The 23,135-nt window shown below is 71.8% G+C and carries 15 protein-coding genes and 1 tRNA gene; 8 read left to right on the top strand and 8 right to left on the bottom strand.

Translation table 11 applies throughout. The features are described from left to right. Positions 1–117 precede the first annotated feature (117 nt). The 3 genes from glmU to ACIGXJ_RS20625 form a co-directional block, all read right to left on the bottom strand. The gene (gene glmU / locus ACIGXJ_RS20635) at positions 118–1,563 is read right to left on the bottom strand and encodes a bifunctional UDP-N-acetylglucosamine diphosphorylase/glucosamine-1-phosphate N-acetyltransferase GlmU (RefSeq protein ID WP_399647280.1); all 1,446 of its coding nucleotides are present in this window, start codon (positions 1,561–1,563) and stop codon (positions 118–120) included. Between the two features lie 127 nt (positions 1,564–1,690). Further along, positions 1,691–1,762, bottom strand: a tRNA-Gln gene (locus ACIGXJ_RS20630). A 29-nt stretch (positions 1,763–1,791) separates the two neighbouring features. Next, complete coding sequence (locus tag ACIGXJ_RS20625; RefSeq protein WP_399647277.1) at positions 1,792–2,649, bottom strand: hypothetical protein; 858 nt, start codon at positions 2,647–2,649, stop codon at positions 1,792–1,794. Positions 2,650–2,815: 166 nt separating this feature from the next. Here ACIGXJ_RS20625 and ACIGXJ_RS20620 point away from each other — a divergent pair, with 166 nt between their 5' ends. Next, entirely contained in the window at positions 2,816–4,087 is a 1,272-nt protein-coding gene (locus tag ACIGXJ_RS20620) for a sensor histidine kinase (RefSeq protein WP_399647275.1), read from the top strand. A 10-nt stretch (positions 4,088–4,097) separates the two neighbouring features. Here ACIGXJ_RS20620 and ACIGXJ_RS20615 read toward each other — a convergent pair whose 3' ends face one another. Both ACIGXJ_RS20615 and ACIGXJ_RS20610 read right to left on the bottom strand, forming a co-directional pair. Continuing rightward, on the bottom strand, positions 4,098–4,592 hold the full coding sequence (locus tag ACIGXJ_RS20615) for an SUKH-3 domain-containing protein (RefSeq protein ID WP_399647273.1): 495 nt from the start codon (positions 4,590–4,592) through the stop codon (positions 4,098–4,100). 40 nt (positions 4,593–4,632) lie between these two features. Then, the gene (locus ACIGXJ_RS20610) at positions 4,633–5,157 is read right to left on the bottom strand and encodes a YwqJ-related putative deaminase (RefSeq protein ID WP_399647270.1); all 525 of its coding nucleotides are present in this window, start codon (positions 5,155–5,157) and stop codon (positions 4,633–4,635) included. Between the two features lie 307 nt (positions 5,158–5,464). On the opposite strand from ACIGXJ_RS20610, the gene ACIGXJ_RS20605 reads away from it, so the two are divergent. From ACIGXJ_RS20605 to ACIGXJ_RS20595, 3 genes are all read left to right on the top strand, one after another. After that, a complete protein-coding gene (locus ACIGXJ_RS20605; protein WP_399647267.1) occupies positions 5,465–6,445 on the top strand; it encodes an SMI1/KNR4 family protein in 981 nt (326 codons plus the stop codon). Positions 6,446–6,452: 7 nt separating this feature from the next. Continuing rightward, on the top strand, positions 6,453–9,305 hold the full coding sequence (locus ACIGXJ_RS20600) for an SUKH-4 family immunity protein (RefSeq protein ID WP_399647265.1): 2,853 nt from the start codon (positions 6,453–6,455) through the stop codon (positions 9,303–9,305). 224 nt (positions 9,306–9,529) lie between these two features. Then, entirely contained in the window at positions 9,530–10,420 is an 891-nt protein-coding gene (locus ACIGXJ_RS20595) for a cellulose-binding protein (RefSeq protein WP_399647263.1), read from the top strand. Positions 10,421–10,681: 261 nt separating this feature from the next. Here the strand turns inward: ACIGXJ_RS20595 and ACIGXJ_RS20590 are convergent, their stop codons facing one another. The 3 genes from ACIGXJ_RS20590 to ACIGXJ_RS20580 form a co-directional block, all read right to left on the bottom strand. Then, positions 10,682–12,289 carry a cation acetate symporter gene (locus tag ACIGXJ_RS20590; RefSeq protein WP_399647260.1) on the bottom strand — a complete coding sequence of 536 codons (1,608 nt, stop codon included), beginning with the start codon at positions 12,287–12,289 and terminating at the stop codon, positions 10,682–10,684. Next, complete coding sequence (locus tag ACIGXJ_RS20585) at positions 12,286–12,816, bottom strand: DUF485 domain-containing protein (RefSeq protein WP_399647258.1); 531 nt, start codon at positions 12,814–12,816, stop codon at positions 12,286–12,288. Before ACIGXJ_RS20585 ends, ACIGXJ_RS20590 begins: the two co-directional genes overlap by 4 nt. A gap of 182 nt (positions 12,817–12,998) precedes the next feature. Next, entirely contained in the window at positions 12,999–14,498 is a 1,500-nt protein-coding gene (locus ACIGXJ_RS20580) for an MFS transporter (RefSeq protein ID WP_399647255.1), read from the bottom strand. Positions 14,499–14,912: 414 nt separating this feature from the next. Here ACIGXJ_RS20580 and ACIGXJ_RS20575 point away from each other — a divergent pair, with 414 nt between their 5' ends. The 4 genes from ACIGXJ_RS20575 to ACIGXJ_RS20560 all read left to right on the top strand — a co-directional run bounded on the left by ACIGXJ_RS20575 (position 14,913) and on the right by ACIGXJ_RS20560 (position 23,052). Next, positions 14,913–15,701 (top strand): ABC transporter ATP-binding protein, encoded by a 789-nt coding sequence (locus ACIGXJ_RS20575; RefSeq protein WP_399647252.1) that lies wholly within the window; start codon positions 14,913–14,915, stop codon positions 15,699–15,701. After that, complete coding sequence (locus ACIGXJ_RS20570) at positions 15,698–18,280, top strand: ABC transporter permease (RefSeq protein ID WP_399647250.1); 2,583 nt, start codon at positions 15,698–15,700, stop codon at positions 18,278–18,280. The genes ACIGXJ_RS20575 and ACIGXJ_RS20570 overlap by 4 nt, the downstream gene beginning before the upstream one ends. A gap of 213 nt (positions 18,281–18,493) precedes the next feature. Further along, positions 18,494–22,027 carry a transcription-repair coupling factor gene (gene mfd, locus ACIGXJ_RS20565; protein ID WP_399647248.1) on the top strand — a complete coding sequence of 1,178 codons (3,534 nt, stop codon included), beginning with the start codon at positions 18,494–18,496 and terminating at the stop codon, positions 22,025–22,027. A 116-nt stretch (positions 22,028–22,143) separates the two neighbouring features. Then, the gene (locus ACIGXJ_RS20560) at positions 22,144–23,052 is read left to right on the top strand and encodes a hypothetical protein (RefSeq protein ID WP_399647245.1); all 909 of its coding nucleotides are present in this window, start codon (positions 22,144–22,146) and stop codon (positions 23,050–23,052) included. The last annotated feature ends 83 nt before the right edge of the window (positions 23,053–23,135 follow it).

Raw genomic sequence — 23,135 nt, 5'->3', positions numbered from 1 at the left:
GGTGTCGCAGCTGGGTGTCGAGAGACCTCGCCGCTGGGGCGCGGCGGGCCGTCTCAGCTGGTGGGGTGCGGGTGTGCACTTATCACGGTACGCCGTGTTTGACGGACCTGTTTCCGGTCAGCCCTCGCCGCTCTCCTCACGAGAGGCCGCCTCGGCCGCCTTCGCGGCCGCACTGCCCGGACGCTTACGGGCCACCCAACCCTCGATATTCCGCTGCTGACCGCGGGCCACGGCCAGCGAACCGGGCGGCACATCCTTCGTGATCACCGACCCGGCAGCCGTATAGGCACCGTCCCCGACCGTGACAGGCGCCACAAACATGTTGTCCGAACCGGTCCGGCAATGCGACCCGACGGTGGTGTGGTGCTTCTCCTGCCCGTCGTAGTTCACGAACACGCTCGCCGCACCGATGTTCGTGTACTCGCCGATCGTCGCGTCACCGACATAGGAGAGATGCGGGATCTTCGTCCCCTCACCGATCGACGCGTTCTTCGTCTCGACGTACGTACCGATCTTGCCCTTCGCCGCGAGCCGCGTACCCGGACGCAGATAGGCGTACGGACCGACGGACGCCTGCGCACCGATCCGAGCCCCGTTGGACACGGTGTTGTCCACCCGCGCCCCCGGACCCACCTGGGTGTCGTTCAGCCGGCTGTTGGGGCCGACCTCGGCACCCTCGGCGATGTGCGTGGCGCCCTGGAGCTGCGTCCCCGGGTGCACGACCGCGTCCTGCTCGAAGGTGACCGTCACATCGACCCACGTGGTCGCCGGATCGACGACCGTCACACCCGCGAGCATGGCCTCGGTCAGCAGCCGGTCGTTCAGGATCCGGCGGGCCTCGGCCAGCTGCACACGGTTGTTGATACCGGCGATCTCACGGTGATCGGCGGCCACCGAGGCACCCACGCGGTGCCCCGCCTCACGCAGGATGCCGAGGACGTCGGTGAGGTACTCCTCACCCTGGCTGTTGTCCGTACGCACCTGCTTGAGGGCTTCCGCCAGCAGCCGGCCGTCGAACGCGAACACCCCGGAGTTGATCTCCCGGATCGCACGGATAGCGTCGTCGGCGTCCTTGTGCTCGACGATCGCCGTCACGGCACCGCTCTCGTCCCGCACGATCCGGCCGTAGCCGGTCGCGTCCGGCATCTCGGCGGTCAGCACGGTGACGGCGTTGCCGTCGGCGGAATGCGTCTCGGAGAGGGCCTTCAGGGTCGCGCCGGTCAGCAGCGGGGTGTCACCGCAGACGACGATGACCGTCCCGTCGACGACACCGCCCAGCTCTTCGAGCCCCATCCGTACCGCGTGCCCCGTGCCGTTCTGCTCGGCCTGCACGGCGGTGCGGACATGCGGGGCCACGCTGCTCAGATGCTCGGTGACCTGCTTCCGGGCGTGCCCCACGACCACGACGAGGTTCTGCGGCTCCAGCTCACCGGCTGCGGCCAGCACATGGCCCACGAGGCTGCGGCCGCAGATCTCATGCAGGACCTTCGGTGTGGCCGACTTCATACGGGTGCCCTCACCCGCTGCGAGAACGACGACGGCTGCCGGGCGAATGGCGCTCACGGGATGCCCTTCGGCTGTTTGGGGGAGGGGTGGACATCCGCAGGATACCGGGGTGGGGGTGGGGGGTAATGAGTGCGGGCCCTGACTTGGGGGTCAGGGCCCGAACTTGGGTCTTGTGTGCTGTGAGCTCCCCTGCCAGGACTCGAACCTGGAACAAATCATCCAAAGTGACCCGTGTTGCCAATTACACCACAGGGGAGTGTAAAGCCACCCGAAACGGACATCTTGCTAGTCCGATGAGGTCGCGGCACCTACTATGCCGCACCACCAGCCTTCGATGCGACGGTACAACTCCGCTCCCTGCAGCACGCGGACGACGAGGCAGCCGGTGTAGGACTCGCCGATGTTCTTCCGAACCGTCTTGGGGTTGTGCTTTTTCAGCGTCGTCTTGCCCAGACTCGTCCTGTCCACGCCGACAAGGTTGGCCCAGTAGTGCTCGGCGGCGGCCACATCAGCCGTCTCATGGATCATGACGCGGAAGGCCAGTCGCTCTCTCTCCACGCCGAGCAGGTCGAGCCATGCCAGAAAGACCTGGATCACGTCTGGATCACTGTTGACGAAGATGACCGCTTCACGGCGCTGGTAGGGCTTGCTCTTCTGGCCCTCGGCCCAGTACAGGGCGACGCCGACCAGGAACAGCTCGCGGTCGCTCAGCTCGCCGATGGCTGCAGCCGCCACCCTCTTGGTCTCCGCGCGCTCACGATCCTGTGACGCGCGTAGTCGCGCGAGGCCCGCGTTCATTCGCGCCTGCCGCTCTTCGGGTGTGCATTTGGGCTCGGGGTGGGGCAGGTCCCGTACCCACAGCGACACCGAACTCTTCGAGCAGCCCAGTTCGGCCTGGATCTGGTTGTACGTCCAGCCCTGCTGCCGCAGCTCCCGCGCCCTCTCGCGGAGGTGGTCCTTCGCGTTCGGCCGTTTCGTCCAGTCCGGAGGGGGCTCGCCCTCCACGAGTCGCTGCAGCGTCTCCTTGTTGTGGACCTGAAGCTCCTCGCGGATCTGCCGGAGGCTGAGCCCCGCCCGCCGTAAGGCGATCGCCTTCTCGCGCAACCCCTCGAAGTCCGCGTACTTGCCAGTGGAATGTGTCATACGCATACCGTCCGGCCGGAATGGGAGCTTCCGGCCTCGAACAGAGGTGATTCACCAGTTCGAGGGATACCTGTCGGTTTCGCAGTTATTCGATTACGGAGTGTGGTGTAGGCCAGTCGTGGAAACTCGCCGGAAAAGCCGGGGTGGGCGCCCGTAGGCTGGAGCCATGACCACGACGGGGGAAGAGCACGCCACGGTCCGGAAGGGGCCGTGGTGGTGGGTCAGATGGCGTAGCGCGCTCTTGGACGGGGGCCTCGCGCTGGCCTCCGCGGTGGAGTGCGGGGCGCGCGGGATTCCGTTCGCGCGGGACGCCGGGGTGCCCGAGGCGGCGGGGGTGGTGTTCGGGGTCCTCGCCGGCTCCGTGCTGCTGGTGAGGCGGCGCTGGCCCATCGCCGTCGTGCTGGTGTCCATCGCGGTCGCGCCCGCGCAGATGGGCTATCTGATGGGCGTCGTGGGTCTGTACACGCTCGCCGCGTCGGAGTTGCCGCGCAGGATCATCGCGTCGCTGGCGGGGATGTCGCTGCTGGGGATGCTGGTGGTGACGTTCGTGCAGGCGCGGGAGATGTCGGACGCGGATGTGGACGCGGGGGAGTGGTTCGCGCCGTTCGTCGCGGTGACCATGTCGGTGGGGATGACCGCGCCGCCGTTGCTGCTGGGGATGTACGTCGGTGCGCGGCGCAGGCTGATGGAGAGCTTGCGGGAGCGGGCGGACAGCCTGGAGCGGGAGTTGCAGTTGCTCGCGGAGCGGGCGGAGGAGCGGGCCGAGTGGGCGCGTAACGAGGAGCGGACGCGGATCGCGCGGGAGATGCATGACGTCGTCGCGCATCGGGTGAGCTTGATGGTGGTGCATGCTGCCGCGTTGCAGGCCGTTGCTCGTAAGGATCCGGAGAAGGCCGTGAAGAATGCCGCGCTGGTGGGGGACATGGGGCGGCAGGCGCTGACGGAGTTGCGGGAGATGCTCGGGGTGCTGCGCAGCGGGGATGGTGCTGCGCGGGTGCGTCCTGCGCCGGTGGTGGCGGCTGCCGAGGTGGAGGAGCAGCAGGTGGCCGAGGGGCCTTGTCTTGAGGACTTGGAGGAGTTGATCGGGCAGTCGGCTGCCGCGGGGATGGTGGTGGCGCTGTCGGTGGAGGGGCGCGAGTGCACGTATGCGAGGGAGATCGAGCAGACGGCGTATCGGGTGGTGCAGGAGGCGTTGACGAACGCGCACAAGCATGCGGCGGGTGCGAAGACGTATGTGCGGGTGGCGCACCGGGTGTCGGAGATCGCGATGCAGGTGGAGAACGAGCCGCCGCCCGAGGTGTCGTCGCCGGGTCTGCCGTCCGGGGGGAACGGGCTGGTGGGGATGAGGGAGCGGGTCCTGGCGTTGGGCGGGGTGTTCGTGTCGGGGCCGACGGAGGCGGGGGGTTTCCGGGTGTCGGCGGTGATTCCGGCGTCCTGATTCCTCGGGCTCAGCCTGCTGTGAGGCGTACGGGCTGTATCCCGGTGACGAGGGTGGTCAGCGCGTGGTCGATGTCGGGGCCGAGGTACCAGTCGCCGGTGTGGTCGAGGGCGTAGACGCGGCCTTCGGCGTCGATGGCGAGAAGGGCTTGGGTGTCGGTCTCGGCGCCGAGGGGGCTGACTTCGGTGTCGAGGGCGCGGCCGAGGTCGCCGAGGGTGCGGGCGAGGTGGAGTCCGTGGAGGGGGTCGAGGTGGAGGGCGGCGGGGGCGAGCTGGCGTCCGGGGCCGCTGGGGGTGATGTGGAGGCTGCCGAATTCTGCCCAGGCTTCGACGGCGGCGGGGAAGACGGCGTGGCGGTGGCCGGCGGGTGAGGTGTGTCCGCGCAGGGTGTCGGCCCAGGTTTCGGCCTGTTTGATGTCCCAGCGTCCGGGTTGCCAGCCGGCGGTGCGCAGGGCGGCGTCGACGGGGACGGGGAAGCGGGTGGTGGAGGTGCGGTCGGGGTGCATCTGCCCTTTGTCCGGTGTGCGGTGTCTCTGAGTCGTGGTGTCAGTCGGCTGTGACGGCCGGGTCGACGATGCGTACGCCGAAGTGGGCGCTGAGGGCGGTGCAGGCGCGGCAGGGGGTGGCGAAGGTGCCGTGGAGGGGGTCGCCGTCCTCGCGGATGCGGCGGGCGGTGAGTTTGGCTTGTCTGAGTGCTTTGCGGGCTTCGCCGTTGGTCATGGGTTTGCGGGCGGCGCGTTTGCTGCGGGCGGCGTCGGCGGTGGTGAGGTGCCGGGAGATGAGGATGGTCTCGGCGCAGCGGCCGGTGAAGCGGTCGCGGTGGTCGCTGGTGAGGGTGTCGAGGAAGTCCTGGACGAGTGGGTGCAGTGGGGGTGGGGTGTCGCCGCGGGCGGCGGTGCCGGTGAGGGTGGCGCCGCGTACGGAGAGGGCGGCGGCGACGGTGGGGAGTATGCCGTCGCGGCGGTGGCGCAGGGTGGGGGCGGGGGGTGTGTCGGTGCTGCTCCACCCGATGCGGGGGTCGCCCGCGGTGGCGGTGTGTGGTCCCGTCTGCGTCGCGTTCATGATCGTCATCCCCTCCCGAGCATCCCCCCGAAGGGTCCAGACTGCCAAATGGCGTGGCTGGTGCGGAAGCTGGGGCGGTGCGACACGCCCGGGTTTGGGCGGGCTGTCACGGCGGGGTGACGGCTGGTCACGGAAGTGGAGCGCCGGTGACCGGTGGGGGCGTACCGCATAGGCTGTCGGCACCGCGGGAGGCGCGGTCGATGCGTTGGTGAAGCGGTCAGCGCGTTGGAGACAGTCGGATACGGGCCGTGGTGGGCAGAGTCGGCGGTGGGCCGGCGGCTACGGGCCGTACAGAGTGCCGCAGGGGGCAATCGCCATGACGACAGGTCGGCTCGGGCAGCAAGCCGCGCCGCCGAACGCGGCGTACGCCGGGCAGGTCGTGCATTTCCCGGATCCGGTCCGGGCGTCTCGTCATCCGGCCGGGGTGCGGGTGGATGAGCGCGGCTACCCCGACTTCTCTCCTTATGCGCGTGCGGCGGTGGAGATCGCTGATCCGCCGGAGGGTTTCGGTGTCGACGAGCTGCGGTTGACGGACTATGTGTCGGCGAATGCCGCTTTGTCCGCTTCGGGGCATGCGTTGTGGGACACGGTTCCGGCGGTGGCGACGCCGCACGGCTGGACGTGGCATCACGTGGCGGGGACGCGGCGTCTCGAGCTGGTGCCGGTCGAGGTGAAGGCGTTGCTGCGGCATCACGGTGGTGTGGCGACGGCGGCGGTGGACCAGTCGAAGCGGGGGACGCGGCCGTTGCAGGAGACGCGTCCGGCGCATTTCGGGCTGCCGAAGTCGGGGGTGGCGGTGACGGAGCAGCAGGTGCAGCAGGTCGAGGAGGACCTGGGGTACCGGCTGCCGGGTGCGTACCGGTCGTTCCTCAAGGCGGCGGGTGGTTGTGCGCCTGTCGGGACGGCGCTGGACGCGGAGTTGGGGCTGTTGCTGGACCAGCCGTTCTTCACGGTGCGGGACGAGGCGGCGGTCAACGACCTGGTGTACGTGAACAAGTGTCTGCGTGACCATCTGACCAAGGACTATCTGGGCGTCTCGTTCGTGCAGGGCGGTCTGCTGGCGGTGAAGGTGAAGGGCGAGCGGATCGGTTCGGTGTGGTTCTGCGCGTACGACGACGCGCGGGACGTCGATCCTTCGTGGTCGCCGGCCGAGCGGGTGGAGCGGTTGTTGCTGCCGTGCGGTGAGGACTTCGATGTGTTCCTGTCCCGACTGGCGGGTTCGCCGCCGGAGTTGGAGACGGTGGCGAATCTGATGGTGGACGGCGGGTTCGCACGGGCCGTCGCGGTGGGGGAGTGAGTTCGCGATGGTGACCTTTGCGCAGGCGCAGGAGCGCGGCGAGGAGTGGATCAACGGTGATGTGCCGTCGTACCAGCATCGTGAGGTGCGGGTGCGGGAGTTCGGTCTCGGGTTCGTGGTGTGGGCGGAGGACCGCCCGGACGGGCCGCGTTCGGACGGTGGCGCGCAGCGGCTGGTGATCGCCCGGGACAGCGGTGAGGCCTCGTTGTGGCCTTCGCTGCCGGTGGGTGAGGTGATCCGCCGGTACGAGGAGGAGTACGGCTCGAGCGCGGACGCTCCCGTGGATGCGCCGGCGCCTGCCGCGGCGCGGGTGGACCTCAACCAGACGTCGTTCCTGCTGACTCCGCCGGAGTGGTTGCAGGAGGCGGCGGACCGGATGGGGGTTCCGGACCGGCGGGGCGAGGCGGGGGTTTCCTCCGCTTCGGCGCCGTCGGCGGGTTCGGCCGCGCCCGCTGCCGCGTCTGCCGTGCCTTCCGCGCCTTCTGCCCCTTCCGTTCCTGGTCCGGGTTCGCCGGCCGGTGGTGAGCGGGCCTCGCTGCCGGAGACCCAGGCGGGGGTTCCGCTTGCGCGGACTCAGGCGGGGGTGCCGGTGGGTGGTTCCTCGGGTCCCGCCGGCTCGTCCGGGCCTGCCGGTTCCTCCGGGCCTGCCGGCTCGTCCGGTTTCTCCGGCTCCTCCGGCCCGTCCGTGCCGGGGGGTTCGCTGGGCGGGCCTCCGCCGGGGGCGACTCCTTGGGCGGGCACGGACACCAACGCCGCCGACGCCGGTGAGGATCGTTCTGTTCCGTTGCCGGAGACCGTCTTCGCGCCGCCGCTGAGCGGTGTCGACGACGACACGCCGCCGCCGGTGGCGCCGGAGGCCAAGACGGCGCTGATGTCGGGCGGCAGCCAGCTTCCGCCGACGGCGATCTCGCCTGCGCTCGGCGGTCCGGGTGCGCCGCAGGGGAGTACGCCGCCGCCTGTGCCGGGGGCCCCTGCTGCTCCGGGTACGCCTCCCGGCGGGGTGGGTGCCGGGGCCGCGGGTGACGCGGCCGGTGCTCCGTCGAGGCCGCTCGCGCCGAACGCCGGCGACATCGCCGACGCCGCGACCAGCAAGGCCGCGCCGCCTCCGCGCCGGGCGCGTGGTGGTGCGACGCCGCCTCCGCCGCCGGGTGTGCCGGGTGTCCCCGGTGCGCCGGGTGCGCGTCCGGGGAGCACGCCGCCGCCCGCGCCGGGCGCGCCTGGTGTTCCGGGTGCGCCGCAGGGCAGTACGCCTCCGCCGGGGCCGGGTGCGAGTGGGTATGTGCCGACGCAGCTGGTGTCGGCGCTGGGTCCTGACGGGCCGCAGCCGCCGGGTGCGCCGGGTGCCCCCGGTGCTCCGGGTGCGCCTCAGCCGCCGAACGCGCCGGGTGGTACGCCCCCGGGCGGGGTGCATCACGCGGCGACGATGCTGGCCGACCCGAGCCTGGGCGGTGCGGGTGTGGGCGCTCCGCAGCCTCCGCGCGCCCCGGGCGTGCCGGGTACGCCGGGCGTGCCGCAGGGCGTCCCTGGGGTTCCGGGTGCCCCTGGGGTTCCGGGCGCTCCGGGTGTGCCTGGTGCGCCGCAGCCTCCGGGTGCCCCGGGTTCCATGGGGGGTGCGCGGGGTGCGGTGCACCACGCGGAGACCATGCTGGCCGGGCCGCCGGTGACCGGCCCCGGCGGTCCTGGCGGTCCTGGTGGCCCCGGCGGCCCCGGCGGACCCGGTGGGCCGGGGATGCCGCCTCCGCCTCCGCCGGCCCCCGGTGCTCCGGGTGGGCCGGGCGCGCCTGGGGTTCCTGGCGGACCCGGTGTGCCAGGGGTTGCGGGCGGGCCCGGGGTGCCGGGTACGCCTCCGCCCGCGTACGGCTATCCGCAGCAGCCGCCCACCGGTCTGCCGACGGTCGGCCCGGGCTACCAGGCGGTGCTGCGCTATCGCGCGCAGGACGGTTCGGAGCAGCAGCTGATCCGGCGTTCGGCGCCGGGTACGCCGCACCCGGAGTGGCAGATCTTCCATGAGCTGCGGGCGATGAACGTGCCGCCGGACCAGGTGCTGGAGCTGCACACCGAGCTGGAGTCGTGCGAGCTGCCGGGCGCGTACTGCGCGCGGATGATCCGGGAGCAGTGGCCGCAGGCGCGGATCACGAGCATCGCGCCGTACGGCACGGATCACGCGAGCCGGCAGCAGGGCATGCAGCAGTTGCTGGCGCACCAGGGTGAGCTGCACCAGGTGGCGGACGGGCCCGCGCGGCCGGCACCGGTGCGGGCGCCGTTGCCGCCGGTGCAGCCGGTTCCGCCGGTTCCGCCGGAGGCGGTGGGCCAGGAGCTGGCCGCCGCGTTCGGGCCGGGGGTGTTCCGGTTCGAGCAGGCGGCGGTGTCGCGGCAGGGTGTGCCGCCGGTGGTGGCGCACACGCTGGTGGTGGCGGGTCTGCCGGTGGACATGGGGCCGTTCTTCTGGGCGCAGGCCCAGCCGGGGCGGCCTGTGCCGACGCTGGCGGAGCTGGCGGCGGAGCGGGGTGTGCAGCCGGCCGCGGACGCGGGGTCGTACCTCGTGATGGGCACCGACTTCGGCAAGGCCCTGTGTGTGCAGTACGGCACGGCGAACATCGTCGCGGTGCCGGTGGAGGCCGGGCCGGGCGGGGCGCCGGTGCCGCCGCAGTTCGTGAACACCGGGCTGCCGGAGTTCGTACGGTGCCTGGCGCTGCTGGGCCGGATGTGGCGGCTGCGGTTCGGGCTGAACCAGGAGCAGGCGGGCCGCTGGACGGTCGACTTCCAGGCGCAGCTCGCCGCGCTGGACCCGGCGGCGCTGGGGTCGCCGGAGAGCTGGTGGTCGGTGCTGCTGGAGCAGATGTGGGACGGCTTGCTGTGATGTCTCGCCGCTGAGGAGGCGGGCCGCCCGTGGAGGGGCCGGGCCTGGTCGCTGGACGACCGGGACCGGCCCCTTCTGCCTGCTTCCGTAACCTGTGTGCGGAGTGTCGCGTTATGAACACTTCCGTCTGATCCATCAAGATGTGCGCGAAATCGAAAAGCGACAGCGGTCGAGCGAATCGGTCGTACGTCGTTTCGTGCGGGTCGGCGGAGAGGGGTTCCACGATGAGCAGCGCACCGGTGTCGCCGCATGGCTTTGTCGCCGCCCGCGGGCGCGGCTACCGCCCCGAGCAGGTGGAGAGGTTTACGGCCGAGCTGTGCCGGGACCGGGACGCGGCCTGGGAGCGGGCCGCCCGGCTCACCGTGCTCGCCAAGGAGATGGAGGCCGAGCTCGGGCGGTTGCGCGAGACGGTGGCGGGGCTCGCGCCGCAGACGTACGACTCTCTGGGGGAGCGTGCGCGGCGTATTTTCCAGCTCGGTCTGGAGGAGGCGTCGGCCGTGCGTGAGCAGGCGGAGCGCGAAGCGCACGAGCAGGTCGCCCGGGCCGAGGAGCACGCCGTGCGCGTGCGCCGGGAGGCGCAGGAGGAGGCCGACGCGTTGCGCGCGGACGCCGAGGAACGCGCCCGGGTGAGGGTGCTCGCGGCGCGCGCCGAGGCGGACGGCATCCGTGTCACCACCCGGCGCGAGGTGAAGGAGCTGCGTGCCGAGGCGCTCGCCGCCCTGCGGGAGGTGCGCCGGCGTACCTCCGGTGTGCTCGCCGACCAGCACAAGGAGTACGCCGAGCGGTGGGCTGCCGTCGAGCGCGAGACCGAGGCCCGCGCGGCCGCCCTCGACGCCCGCCACGCCCAGCTCGCCGCCCGCGCCGAGGCCGCCCTGTCGGACGCCGGACAGGCCTTCGCCGAGGCCGAGGCGTCCGCCCGCCGCCACCAGGAGGAGGCCTGCGCGCGTGCTGCCGAACTCCTCGCGGAGGCCCGTCTGCACGAGGACCGCGTAGCCCTCGAGACCGAGCGCGTCCTGCGGGAGCACGGGGAGCGCTGGGACGACGTACGCGCCCAGATGGACCACGTACGCAGCAGCCTCACCACGTTGACAGCGGGCCGCCTGCCGACGGAGTAGCACCTCGGAAACGGGCCTGGAGGACATCGCCCCAGGGGCGCGGGGAACTGCGCGAGCAAGCCCCGACGACCGGCAGCCCGGTGACGGCGTCACGCCTTCGGGCGATGCCGTTGAGGGGCGCGGGGAACTGCGCGAGCAACCCCCGGCCACCCGCGGCCCGACGACGACATCACGCGTCCCCACGGTCGGCGGCGACGGCATCACGCGCCCCCCGCGGTCGGCGGCGACGGCATCGCGCGCCCCCACGGTCGGCGGCGACACTCACCCCTTCCGAACGGCCCCCGCCAGAATCCACGCCTCGACCGCCTCGTACCGACGCCGGTGCTCCCCCGCCGCCCGGCCGCCGGAGGCCACCGTGCCGAGCCAGCCCAGCGCGAAGCCGAGCGGGATGGTGACGAGGCCGGTGGTGGTGAAGGGGTAGAAGTTGAAGTCGGCTTCGGGGAAGGCGGAGTGGGCGGAGCCGGAGACGAGGTTGGTGCCGGGCATCAGCACCAGGACGGACAGCGTGCCTCCGATGAGGGTGCTGAGCAGGCCGGTGCGGGTGTAGCGGCGCCAGAAGAGGCTGTAGACGAGCGCGGGGGCGAGGGCGGAGGCACCGACGCAGAAGGAGAACGTCACCAGGGGCTGCAGGCTGCGGTGCTGGGCCAGGGTGGCGAGAAGGATGGCGGGGACGCCGACGGCGAGGGCGGAGATCCGGGCGAGTGCCATCTCGTGGCGGCCGGACATCTCGCGCACGCGGGTGGCGAAGACGTCGTGGGCGAGGGAGTTGGCGCAGGCCAGGATCATCCCGGCGACGGAGGCGAGCAGGGTGAGGAAGACGGCGGTGGTGACGGCGGTGAAGAGGAAGGCCTCCGCCGTGGACAGCCCGGTGCCGAACGCGGCGCGTGAGCCGAGGAGATAGGCGGAGTTGCCCTGCGGGTCGGCCCGGACGACCGCGGCCCGGCCGACCAGGGCCGTCGCGCCGACGCCGACGACGGTGACGACCAGCACGAACAGGGCCACGGTCGACACGGCCCAGGACATCGAGCGTCGTACCTGGCGGGCGCTGGAGGCGGTGTACATGCGCATGGTGACGTGGGGGAGGCAGGCGCCGCCGAGGACGACCGCCAACTGGGTGCTGATCATGTCCAGTTCGGGGACGGGGCTGCCCGCGAACCACAGGCCGGAGCGAAGGAACTCGTCGCCCACCCCGCTCTGCCGGGCGGCCGCGCCGAACAGTGCTCCGGGGTTCCAGTCGAAGCGGTTCAGCAGCAGCGCGGCGACGACGGCGCCGGAGCCGAGCAGCATGACCATCTTCAGCATCTGGATGAGGGCGGTGCCCTTCATGCCGCCGATCGCGGCGTAGCTGATCATCAGGGCGCCGAGGCCGATGATGCAGCCGGTGCGCACGGAGGCGCCGGAGAAGCCGAGGATGAAGGAGAGCAGTTGTCCGGCGCCGGCGAGCTGGACGAGCATCATCGGCACCAGCGCGGCGAGTGTGACGAGGCATGAGGTGATGCGTACGGAGCGGCCGGGCATGCGGCGGGCGAAGGCGTCGCCCATGGTGAACCGGCCCGCGTTGCGCAGGGGTTCGGCCAGCAGGAACATCAGCAGCATCAGCGACAGGGTGGTGCTCAGGGCGAGGACGATGCCGTCGTAGCCGTAGATGGCGATGACGCCGCCGGTGCCGAGGACGGTCGCGGCGGAGATGTAGTCGCCGGCGATGGCCATGCCGTTGCGCAGCGGGGACAGGGAGTTGTAGCCGGTGTAGAACTCGTCGAGGTCGTCGCGGTCGGGGCCGGTCATCACGCACAGCAGCAGCGTGACGGTGGCGACGGCGGTGAACGCCAGCAGGGACAGGGTCTGGGAGTCGTCGCTGAAGCCGTTCATCGGCCGGCCTCCCGCTTGGCGTTCAGCCGGGCGTGTTCGCGGATGCGGTCGGCGATCGGGTCGACGTAGCGGCGGGCCGTGTACTCGTAGAGGGCGATCGCGAGCCAGGTGACGGGGAGTTGCACCAGTGCGAGGAGCAGGCCGACGGGCAGGCCGTTCGCCGCGGTGTCCGTCATGAAGCCGGGGGCGAGTGCCGACATCACCAGGAACAGCACGAAGTAGCCGAGCGCGGTGAGTGTGGCGGTGCGGCGCTGCCAGCGGTAGGCGCTGCGCAGGACGCGCAGGTCGCTGTGGTGCCCGAGCGGGGCGTGCGCGGGGGCGGGCGCAGTGGGGTGCTGTGCGCCGTCGGGTGCGGGCTGCCAGGGGTAGGCGGCGTACGAGGGGGACGCGTACGGCTGCGATGTATACGGCTGCGATGTATACGGCTGTGGTGCGTACGGCTGTGCCGCGTACGGCGGTGAGGGGTACGGCGCTGAGGGGTGCGGTGGGGGTGTGTGCGGGTACGACGGGGACGGGTCGTGGGACATCCCGGGGCTCCTTGCGCGGCTGGGGTCCGGGCGGCGGACCGCAGGGAGTGGGGGGTGCGGGGCACGCACGTTACTCGCCGGGAACATGATCGGCACGGTTTTCGACAAACTGACGGGTCGGTAACCGTTTACCTCGATGACCTGCGGTGTTACCGCCGTTAACTCGGACTTTTCACAAGCCGCTAGTCAGCGGGCAGCACCGGAAACCGCCGGGGCGCCACGCACAGCAGGACCAGGAACGCCAGGGCCGCCGCGCTCGCCGCACCGAGGTAGACGGCGTGGACGGCGTCGGCGATGGCGTGCCGGACGGACTCCGGGGCCGGGCCGGTGTCCAGCGCTGCGGTGAGGGAGTCGAGGTCACCGGCGCCGCCGAGACGGGCGGCGAGGACGCCGTTGGCGACGGCGCCGAAGACGGCGGCGCCGACGGTCTGCCCGGTCTGGCGGCAGAACAGCACGGAGGCGGTGGTGGTGCCGCGCTCGGACCAGCCGACCGTGGACTGCACCCCGACGATGAGCGGCAGTTGGAAGAAGCCGAGGGCGGCGCCGAGCAGCAGCATCAGCAGCGCGGGCTGCCATGCCTCGCCGGGGTAGGGCAGGAAGGGGAAGGCGGACAGGATCAGCGCGGCGGTGCCGATGCCCAGCAGGGCGGTGTCGCGGAAGCCGATGCGCCGGTAGAGGTGCTGGCTGTGGGCGGCGGCGATGGGCCAGCTCAGCGTCCACACGCACAGCACGAAGCCGGCCGCGACGGGACCCAGACCGAGCACCGACTGGGCGTACGTCGGCAGGAACACGGTCGGCGCCACCATCAGCAGGCCCAGGGCGCCGAGGGCGAGGTTGACGGCGGCTATGGTGCGCCGCCGCCACACCCAGCCGGGGATGATCGGCTCGGCGGCCCGGCGTTCGACGGCCACGACCACACCGGCCAGCACCAGGCCGGCCGCGAACAGGCCCAGCGACGGGGCCGACAGCCACGGCCAGGCCACCCCGCCCTGCACCAGCGCGGTCAGCAGGACGCCGCCGCAGGCGAAGACGGCCAGGGCGCCCGCCCAGTCCACACGCGCGCGTGCCGCGTTCTTCCGCTCGGGCTCGTGCAGATGACGGACGATCAGCCACAGCGCGAGCGCGCCGATGGGCAGGTTGACCAGGAAGATCCAGCGCCAGTCGGCGTAGCCGGCGAGGACGCCGCCGACGGCCGGCCCGGCGACGGCGGCCAGGGCCCACACGGTGGACAGCTTGGCCTGGATCTTGGGGCGTTCCTTCAGCGGGTAGAGGTCGGCGGCCAGCGTCTGCACGGTCCCCTGCAGTGCCCCGCCGCCCAGGCCCTGCACGACACGGAAGGCGATGAGCGCGGCCATGTTCCAGGCGAGCGCGCACAGCAGGGAGCCCAGCAGGAAGAGGCAGGCCCCGGCGACGAGGACGGGTTTGCGGCCGAAGGTGTCGGACAGCTTGCCGTAGACGGGCAGGGTGACGGTCACGGCGAGCAGATAGCCGGAGAAGAGCCAGGAGAAGACGGAGAAGCCGCCGAGGTCGCCGACGATCTGCGGGACGGCGGTGGAGACGATCGTGGAGTCGAGGGCGGCCAGCGCCATCGACAGCATCAGCGCGGCGACCACGGCCCCGCGCCGCCGTGGTGCCGTGTCCTGGCGCGCGCCGTCCGTGGCCGCGGGTCTGGTGGTGCCCACGTGTGCGTCCTCCCGGTTCGCCGTCGGTCGTCGCCGCACGGGTCGTTGTCCCTTGCACTCATCTGCTGCGGGACAGCTTCCCACTTGAGCCTGACGCGGCGGGAGGGTGGAGCCTGGGTGGGTCCGAGGGTCTACGGATCCCCGAGAGGACGTCCGACCGCGGGTGGACTCCCCTAGGGGTACCTCCGTACTTCGGCTCGGGGAGCGTTCGTCCCGCCGGAGGACGAGACGGCGGCGGGCCGTTCCTAATCTGGCAGTACGCCGCTGGGGGCGGCGTACCCGAACGACGGGGGTGGGGTTTTCCCCCGCACAAGAGGGGGCCGGGCACCAGCGCGCCGGACCCGCCCCGGCCAGCAGACTCATGGACGTACCGCTTCACCCGTACCGCTCGACGACCGACTGAGGAGACATACCGTGACTTCGGCTGTGACCATTCCCGGGCACAAGAGCACTGGAGGGCGTACGGCCGTCGCCGCGCGGGCGCGACAGGTCGTCAAGGCGTACGGGTCCGGGGAGACCCGTGTCGTCGCCCTGGACCATGTGGACGTCGACATCGCCCGCGGGCAGTTCACCGCGATCATGGGACCGTCGGGGTCCGGCAAGTCCACGCTGATGCACTGCCTGGCCGGCCTCGACACCGTGACGAGCGGTCAGATCTACCTGGACGACACCGAGATCACCGGGCTGAAGGACAAGAAGCTCACGCAGCTGCGCCGGGACCGGATCGGCTTCATCTTCCAGGCGTTCAACCTGCTGCCCACGCTGAACGCGCTGGAGAACATCACCCTGCCCATGGACATCGCGGGCCGCAGGCCGGACCGGGCGTGGCTGGACCGGGTCGTGGAGACCGTCGGGCTCGCCGGGCGGCTCAAGCACCGGCCGACGCAGCTGTCGGGCGGCCAGCAGCAGCGGGTGGCCGTGGCGCGTGCGCTCGCCGCCCGGCCGGAGATCATCTTCGGTGACGAGCCGACCGGAAACCTCGACTCGCGCGCGGGCGCCGAGGTCCTCGGCTTCCTGCGCCGCTCGGTGGACGAGCTGGGCCAGACGATCGTCATGGTCACTCACGACCCCGTCGCCGCGTCCTACGCCGACCGGGTGCTCTACCTCGCCGACGGCCGGATCGTCGACGAGATGCACCAGCCGACCGCCGACCAGGTGCTGGACCGCATGAAGGACTTCGACGCCCGGGGGCGTACGTCATGACCGTGCTGAAGACCTCGATGCGCAACTTCTTCGCGCACAAGGGCCGTATGGCGCTGTCGGCGGTGGCGGTGCTGCTGTCGGTGGCGTTCGTGTGCGGCACGCTGGTGTTCACCGACACCATGACCACGACGTTCGACAAGCTGTTCCAGGCCACCGCCTCCGATGTCACCGTCAGCCCGAAGGAGGCCTCCGGCACCGGTGAGACCACCTCCGACAACGGCCGTCCGCCCGCCATGCCGGCGTCCGTGCTGGAGAAGGTGCGCCGGATCGACGGCGTGCAGTCCGCGGAGGGCGCCGTCTTCTCGACGTCGGTGACCGTCGTCGACGCCGACAAGGACAGCCTCTCGCCCTCCAGCGGCGCCCCGACGATCGTCGGCAACTGGAACGCCAACGAGGCGCGCACCATGAAGATCGCCTCCGGTTCGGCGCCCGAGGGACCGGACCAGGTGATGGTCGACGCCGACACCGCCGACAAGCACCACCTGAAGCTCGGCGACGAGCTCGGCGTCATCACGGCCGTCGGCACGCACCGGGCGAAGGTCTCCGGCGTCGTCGAGTTCAAGGTCACCAACCCCGGTGCCGCGCTGTTCTACCTGGACACGAAGACCGCGCAGCGGGCGCTGGTCGGCGAGAGCGGCGTGTACACCGACGTCAACGTCACCGCGGCGGCCGGCATGACCGACGCGCAGGTGAAGCGGAACGTCGCCCGGGCCCTCGGCGGCGGCTACCAGGTGCAGACCGCCAAGGAGATCGCCGACGAGAACGCCAAGGACGTCGGCGAGTTCATGAACGTCATCAAGTACGCCATGCTCGGCTTCGCCGGGATCGCGTTCCTGGTCGGCGTGTTCCTGATCATCAACACGTTCTCCATGCTGGTCGCCCAGCGCACCCGGGAGATCGGCCTGATGCGCGCCATCGGCTCCAGCCGCAAGCAGGTCAACCGGTCCGTGCTGGTCGAGGCGCTGCTGCTCGGTGTCGTCGGCTCGGTACTGGGCGCCGGCGCGGGCGTCGGCCTCGCGATCGGGCTGATGAAGCTCATGGGCCTGATGGGCATGAACCTGTCCACCAGCGACCTGACGGTCGCCTGGACGACCCCGGCGCTCGGCCTGCTCCTCGGCGTCGTCGTCACCGTCCTGGCCGCCTACCTCCCCGCCCGCCGCGCGGGCAAGATCTCGCCGATGGCCGCCCTGCGCGACGCCGGCACCCCCGCCGACGGCAGGGCCGGTCTGGTGCGCGCGCTGATCGGTCTCGTCCTCACCGGCGCCGGCGGATTCGCGCTGTACGTCACCACGACCGTGGACAAGGCGAGCGAGGGCGCGCAGTTCCTCGGCCTCGGCATCGTCCTCAGCCTCATCGGCTTCGTCGTGATCGGTCCGGTTCTCGCGGGCGGTGTCGTCCGGGTCCTCAGCGCCGTCCTGCTGCGGATGTTCGGGCCCGTCGGTCGCATGGCCGAGCGCAACGCGCTGCGCAACCCGCGCCGCACCGGCGCCACGGGCGCCGCGCTGATGATCGGGCTCGCGCTGGTGGCGTGTCTGTCGGTGGTCGGCTCCTCGATGGTGGCCTCCGCGACGGACGAGCTCGACAAGAGCGTCGGCACGGACTTCATCGTCATGGACGACAACGGCGACCAGCTGATCACCGCCCAGGCCGTCCAGGCGATCAAGAACTCACCGGGGCTGGAGCGGGTCACCGAGTACAAGCACCTGGAGGCCGACTTCCGCACCCCCGACGGCAAGACCGTCGAGGACACCGCGCTCACGGCCGCCGACCCGACGTACGCCCAGGACCTGCGCGTGGAGACCGTCCAGGGTGACCTCGCCGACGCCTACCGGCCCGACGCGATGTCCGTCCACGAGGAGTTCGCCGAGGAGCACGGCATCCGCCTCGGCTCCACGATCGACGTCTCCCTGCCCGGTGGTGCCAGCGCGAAGCTGACGGTCCGCGCGATCACCAGCAGCGAGGCCGTCCTCGACCAGGGCGCCATGTACACCTCCATCAGCACGCTGGCCCGCCATGTGCCGGCCAAGGACATGCCGCTGGACATGATGGTCTTCGCCTCGGCGAAGGACGGCCAGGAGGCGGCCGCGTACAAGGCGCTGAAGGCGTCGATGGACGACTACCCGCAGTACCAGGTCCGCGACCAGACCGACTACAAGGAAGCGCTGAAGGACCAGATCGGCCAGCTGCTGAACATGATCTACGGGCTGCTCGCCCTGGCGATCATCGTGGCGATCCTCGGTGTGGTGAACACTCTCGCCCTGTCGGTCGTCGAGCGGACCAGGGAGATCGGCCTGATGCGCGCCATCGGCCTCTCGCGCCGCCAGCTGCGCCGCATGATCCGCCTGGAGTCGGTCGTCATCGCCCTCTTCGGCGCCCTGCTCGGCCTGGGCCTCGGCATGGGCTGGGGCGCGACCGCGCAGCAGCTGCTCGAACTCGAGGGCCTGAAGGTCCTGGAGATCCCCTGGCCGACGATCACCGGCGTGTTCATCGGCTCGGCGTTCGTGGGCCTGCTCGCGGCACTGATCCCGGCGTTCCGGGCGGGACGGATGAACGTCCTGAACGCGATCGGCACCGACTAGGGCGGGTACGTCCACCGCACACGGGGGTTGCGGGGGAAAGGGTCCGGCGCCGGAAGTCACAGCGACTTCCGGCGCCGGACCCGTACGCGCTCCACCGGCCGGCCGTTCGATTCCGCCGGGTGACCGTCCCCGGGTGGACGTACTCTGGGAAGCCCCGGCCCGCCCCGCGTGTCGGGCCCTTCGCGTTGCCCACCTGGACGGAAAGCCCCCTCCATGAGTCTGCACGGTCTGCTCGACGCCGTCGTCAAGGACACCGCCCTCGCGGAAGCGATCACGGCGGCCGCGGACGGCAACCGCATGCACGTCGACCTCGTCGGCCCGCCCGCGACCCGTCCCTTCGCGGTCGCGGCCCTCGCCCGCGAGGCCGGACGCACGGTCCTCGCCGTCACCGCCACCGGCAGGGAGGCCGAGGACCTCGCGGCCGCCCTGCGCTCCCTGCTGCCGCCGGACACCGTCGTGGAGTACCCCTCCTGGGAGACGCTGCCGCACGAGCGGCTCAGCCCCCGCAGCGACACCGTCGGCCGCCGCCTCGCCGTTCTGCGCCGCCTCGCCCACCCACGCCCCGACGACCCCGAGACCGGCCCGGTCTCCGTCGTCGTCGCGCCCGTACGGTCCGTGCTGCAACCGCAGGTCAAGGGCCTCGGCGACCTGGAGCCGGTCTCCTTGCGGACCGGGCAGAGCGCCGACCTGAACGAGATCGTCGAGGCCCTCGCCGCGGCCGCGTACGCGCGCGTGGAGCTCGTCGAGAAGCGCGGCGAGTTCGCCGTCCGCGGCGGCATCCTCGATGTGTTCCCGCCCACCGAGGAACACCCCCTGCGCATCGAGTTCTGGGGCGACGACGTCGAGGAGATCCGCTACTTCAAGGTCGCCGACCAGCGCTCCCTGGAGGTCGCCGAACACGGCCTGTGGGCGCCGCCCTGCCGTGAACTCCTGCTGACGGAGGACGTCCGCACGCGTGCGCGTGCCCTCGCCGAACAGCACCCCGAGCTGGGCGAGCTGCTCGGCAAGATCGCCGAGGGCATCGCCGTGGAGGGCATGGAGTCCCTCGCGCCGGTCCTCGTCGACGACATGGAACTGCTGCTGGACGTCCTGCCCAAGGGCGCCATGGCCGTCGTCTGCGACCCGGAGCGGGTACGCACGCGTGCCGCCGATCTCGTGGCGACCTCCCAGGAGTTCCTGCAGGCGTCCTGGGCCGCCACCGCGGGCGGCGGCGAGGCGCCGATCGACGTCGGCGCGGCCTCCCTGTGGTCCATCGCCGACGTGCGCGACCGCGCGCGCGAGCTGGACATGATGTGGTGGTCGGTGTCGCCGTTCGCCGCCGACGAGGAGCTCGACGCGGACACCCTGAAGGTCGGCCTGCACGCCCCCGAGGCCTACCGCGGCGACACCGCCAAGGCGCTCGCCGACACCAAGGGCTGGCTCGCCGACGGCTGGCGCACCGTCTTCGTCACCGAGGGCCACGGCCCGGCCGCCCGCACCGTCGAGGTCCTCGGCGGCGAGGGCGTCGCCGCCCGCCTGGAGACCGTCCTCGGCGACATCGAGCCGTCGGTCGTGCACGTGGCGTGCGGGTCGATCGAGCACGGCTTCGTCCACCCGGCGCTGAAGATCGCCGTCCTCACCGAGACCGACCTGTCCGGACAGCGGGCCGCCGGCCGCGACGGCACCCGGATGCCCGCCCGCCGCCGCAAGACCATCGACCCGCTCACCCTGGAGGCGGGCGACTACATCGTCCACGAGCAGCACGGCGTCGGCCGCTACATCGAGATGGTCCAGCGCACCGTCCAGGGCGCCACCCGCGAGTACCTGGTCGTCGAGTACGCGCCCGCCAAGCGCGGCCAGCCCGGCGACCGGCTGTACATCCCCACCGACCAGCTGGAGCAGATCACCAAGTACGTCGGCGGCGAGGCGCCCACCCTGCACCGCCTGGGCGGCGCCGACTGGACCAAGACCAAGGCGCGCGCCAAGAAGGCCGTCAAGGAGATCGCCGCCGACCTGATCAAGCTGTACAGCGCCCGCATGGCCGCCCCCGGCCACCCCTTCGGGCCCGACACGCCCTGGCAGCGCGAGCTGGAGGACGCCTTCCCCTACGCCGAGACGCCCGACCAGCTCACCACGATCGCCGAGGTCAAGGAGGACATGGAGAAGACGGTCCCGATGGACCGCCTGATCTGCGGCGACGTCGGCTACGGCAAGACCGAGATCGCGGTACGGGCCGCCTTCAAGGCCGTCCAGGACGGCAAGCAGGTCGCCGTGCTGGTGCCGACCACCCTGCTGGTGCAGCAGCACTTCGGCACCTTCAGCGAGCGATACGCGCAGTTCCCGGTGACCGTGAAGGCGCTGTCCCGGTTCCAGACCGACACCGAGGCCAAGGCCGTCCTGGAGGGCCTGCGCGAGGGCTCGGTGGACGTCGTCATCGGCACGCACCGGCTGTTCTCCTCGGAGACCAAGTTCAAGGACCTCGGCCTGGTCATCGTCGACGAGGAGCAGCGCTTCGGCGTCGAGCACAAGGAGCAGCTGAAGAAGCTGCGCGCCAACGTGGACGTGCTGACCATGTCGGCCACGCCGATCCCGCGCACCCTGGAGATGGCCGTCACCGGCATCCGCGAGATGTCGACGATCACCACCCCGCCCGAGGAACGGCACCCGGTGCTGACCTTCGTCGGGCCGTACGAGGAGAAGCAGATCGGCGCCGCGATCCGCCGCGAGCTGCTGCGCGAGGGCCAGGTCTTCTACATCCACAACCGTGTCGAGTCCATCGACCGCGCGGCCGCGCGGCTGCGGGACATCGTCCCCGAGGCGCGCATCGCCACCGCGCACGGCCAGATGTCGGAGGCCGCGCTGGAGCAGGTCGTCGTCGACTTCTGGGAGAAGAAGTTCGACGTGCTCGTCTCGACGACGATCGTCGAGTCCGGCATCGACATCTCCAACGCCAACACCCTGATCGTGGAACGCGGCGACACCTTCGGCCTGTCCCAGCTGCACCAGCTGCGCGGCCGTGTCGGTCGCGGCCGTGAGCGCGGGTACGCCTACTTCCTGTACCCGCCGGAGAAGCCGCTGACCGAGACCGCGCACGAACGGCTGGCGACGATCGCCCAGCACACCGAGATGGGTGCGGGCATGTACGTGGCGATGAAGGACCTGGAGATCCGCGGCGCGGGCAACCTGCTCGGCGGCGAGCAGTCCGGCCACATCGCCGGCGTCGGCTTCGACCTGTACGTCCGCATGGTCGGCGAGGCGGTCGCCGACTACCGGCGGCAGCTGGAGTCGGGCGAGATCGAGGAGGAGCCGCCGCTCGAGGTCAAGATCGAACTGCCGGTCGACGCACACGTCCCGCACGAGTACGCGCCCGGCGAGCGGCTGCGCCTGCAGGCCTACCGGGCCATCGCCTCCGCCAACTCCGAGGAGGACATCAAGGCCGTCCGCGAGGAACTCCTCGACCGCTACGGCAAGTTGCCCGAGCCGGTGGAGAACCTGCTGCTGGTGGCCGGGCTGCGGATGCTGGCGCGAGCCTGCGGGGTCGGCGAGGTCGTGCTGCAGGGCAACAACATCCGCTTCGCGCCGGTGGAGCTGCGCGAGTCGCAGGAGCTGCGGCTGAAGCGGCTGTACCCGGGATCCGTCATCAAGCCGGCCGTGCACCAGGTGCTGGTGCCGCGCCCGAAGACCGCGAAGGTCGGCGGGAAGCCGCTGGTCGGCCGGGAACTGCTGGGCTGGGTCGGGGAGTTCCTGGCGTCGGTGCTGGGGTCGTAGCCCCCGCCCCCGCCCCGGGTCCCGTCCCGTTCTCCGGTTGTCCACAGGGCCGCACCGCTGTCGGTGACATGTGGTGCACTGGGGTCGGTCGGAGAACGGACGGACGGGGGTACGCCATGGGCGAGCAGGTCGAGGTGCGGGACGCGGACGGCGCCATGGGTGTGGAGCCCGCGCGGGTGCGGCAGTTGTGGCATCTGCTGGAGCCGCTGCACGCGGTGCTCTACTACGCGCCGGAGGTCTTCGAGGAGGCCGCCGCGCTCGGGTACGGCACCGAGGAGCGCTGGCCGAGCTACTTCCCCTTCCGCGCCGCCCCGCTGGGCGCGGTGGGCAGCCGCTCGGTCACCTCGGCGTTCTACAGCTTCGCCCCCGGCATGGTCGCCGAGCACATCGACCGGGCCTGGGCGACGGCGAGCCCCGAGGACGTGCTGCGCGCGCGGTCGCGGGGCATGGACCGGGCCTACCGCGCGCTGTTCGGCGCGGACCGCGTCGACGGCCCGGAGCTCGCCGAGGCGGCCGCGCTCGCCCGGCTGGCCGCGGAGGCGGCCGTGACCGCCGGACGCCCGCTGGCCGCGGCCAACGCCGCGCTGGAGTGGCCCGAGGCCCCGCATCTGCAGCTCTGGCACGCGGCGACCGTCCTGCGCGAGCACCGCGGCGACGGCCATGTGGCCGCCCTGCTCATAGCCGGCCTCGACCCGGCCGAGTCCCTGGTCTCCTTCGCCGCGATCGGCGCCGCCTCCGAGGAGCGCTTCGCCAGCCGCGGCTGGAGCGACCAGGAGTGGGCCGCCGCCCGTCGTCGTCTTGTCGCGCGCGGTCTGGTCGAGGAGGACGGCACGGCGACCGAGGCGGGCCGGGAGCTGCGCCGCTCGGTCGAGGCGGACACCGACCGGCTGGCCGCCGGGCCCTGGCAGGCGCTCGGCGCCCAGCGCGCCGACCGGCTCGTCGAGCTCCTGGGCGACTTCTGGGTGGCGGTGCTGTCCTCGGGGCTGCTGCCGTCGGAGACGACCCTGGGGATCGGGAAGGTGTGAGGGCCGCCGAGCGGGGCCGGGCGCACCGAGAAGCCGTCCGCGGTCGGTGGGGAACGGCGGACGGCTTCCTTTTCCGGATGGTC

The sequence above is a fragment of the Streptomyces sp. NPDC053367 genome, assembly GCF_044545925.1.
In the GTDB taxonomy this organism is placed as follows: domain Bacteria; phylum Actinomycetota; class Actinomycetes; order Streptomycetales; family Streptomycetaceae; genus Streptomyces.
The sequence above is the reverse complement of the archived record's forward strand: the minus strand, read 5'-3'. Positions and strand labels throughout refer to the sequence as shown.

What these genes read in the sequence shown, in the direction of transcription:
- ACIGXJ_RS20625 (WP_399647277.1), bottom strand. Translation starts at nt 2,649, where the DNA reads ATGACACATTCCACTGGCAAGTACGCGGACTTCGAGGGGTTGCGCGAG.
- ACIGXJ_RS20620 (WP_399647275.1), top strand. Translation starts at nt 2,816, where the DNA reads ATGACCACGACGGGGGAAGAGCACGCCACGGTCCGGAAGGGGCCGTGG.
- ACIGXJ_RS20615 (WP_399647273.1), bottom strand. Translation starts at nt 4,592, where the DNA reads ATGCACCCCGACCGCACCTCCACCACCCGCTTCCCCGTCCCCGTCGAC.
- ACIGXJ_RS20610 (WP_399647270.1), bottom strand. Translation starts at nt 5,157, where the DNA reads ATGACGATCATGAACGCGACGCAGACGGGACCACACACCGCCACCGCG.
- ACIGXJ_RS20605 (WP_399647267.1), top strand. Translation starts at nt 5,465, where the DNA reads ATGACGACAGGTCGGCTCGGGCAGCAAGCCGCGCCGCCGAACGCGGCG.
- ACIGXJ_RS20600 (WP_399647265.1), top strand. Translation starts at nt 6,453, where the DNA reads ATGGTGACCTTTGCGCAGGCGCAGGAGCGCGGCGAGGAGTGGATCAAC.
- ACIGXJ_RS20595 (WP_399647263.1), top strand. Translation starts at nt 9,530, where the DNA reads ATGAGCAGCGCACCGGTGTCGCCGCATGGCTTTGTCGCCGCCCGCGGG.
- ACIGXJ_RS20590 (WP_399647260.1), bottom strand. Translation starts at nt 12,289, where the DNA reads ATGAACGGCTTCAGCGACGACTCCCAGACCCTGTCCCTGCTGGCGTTC.
- ACIGXJ_RS20585 (WP_399647258.1), bottom strand. Translation starts at nt 12,816, where the DNA reads ATGTCCCACGACCCGTCCCCGTCGTACCCGCACACACCCCCACCGCAC.
- ACIGXJ_RS20570 (WP_399647250.1), top strand. Translation starts at nt 15,698, where the DNA reads ATGACCGTGCTGAAGACCTCGATGCGCAACTTCTTCGCGCACAAGGGC.
- mfd (WP_399647248.1), top strand. Translation starts at nt 18,494, where the DNA reads ATGAGTCTGCACGGTCTGCTCGACGCCGTCGTCAAGGACACCGCCCTC.
- ACIGXJ_RS20560 (WP_399647245.1), top strand. Translation starts at nt 22,144, where the DNA reads ATGGGCGAGCAGGTCGAGGTGCGGGACGCGGACGGCGCCATGGGTGTG.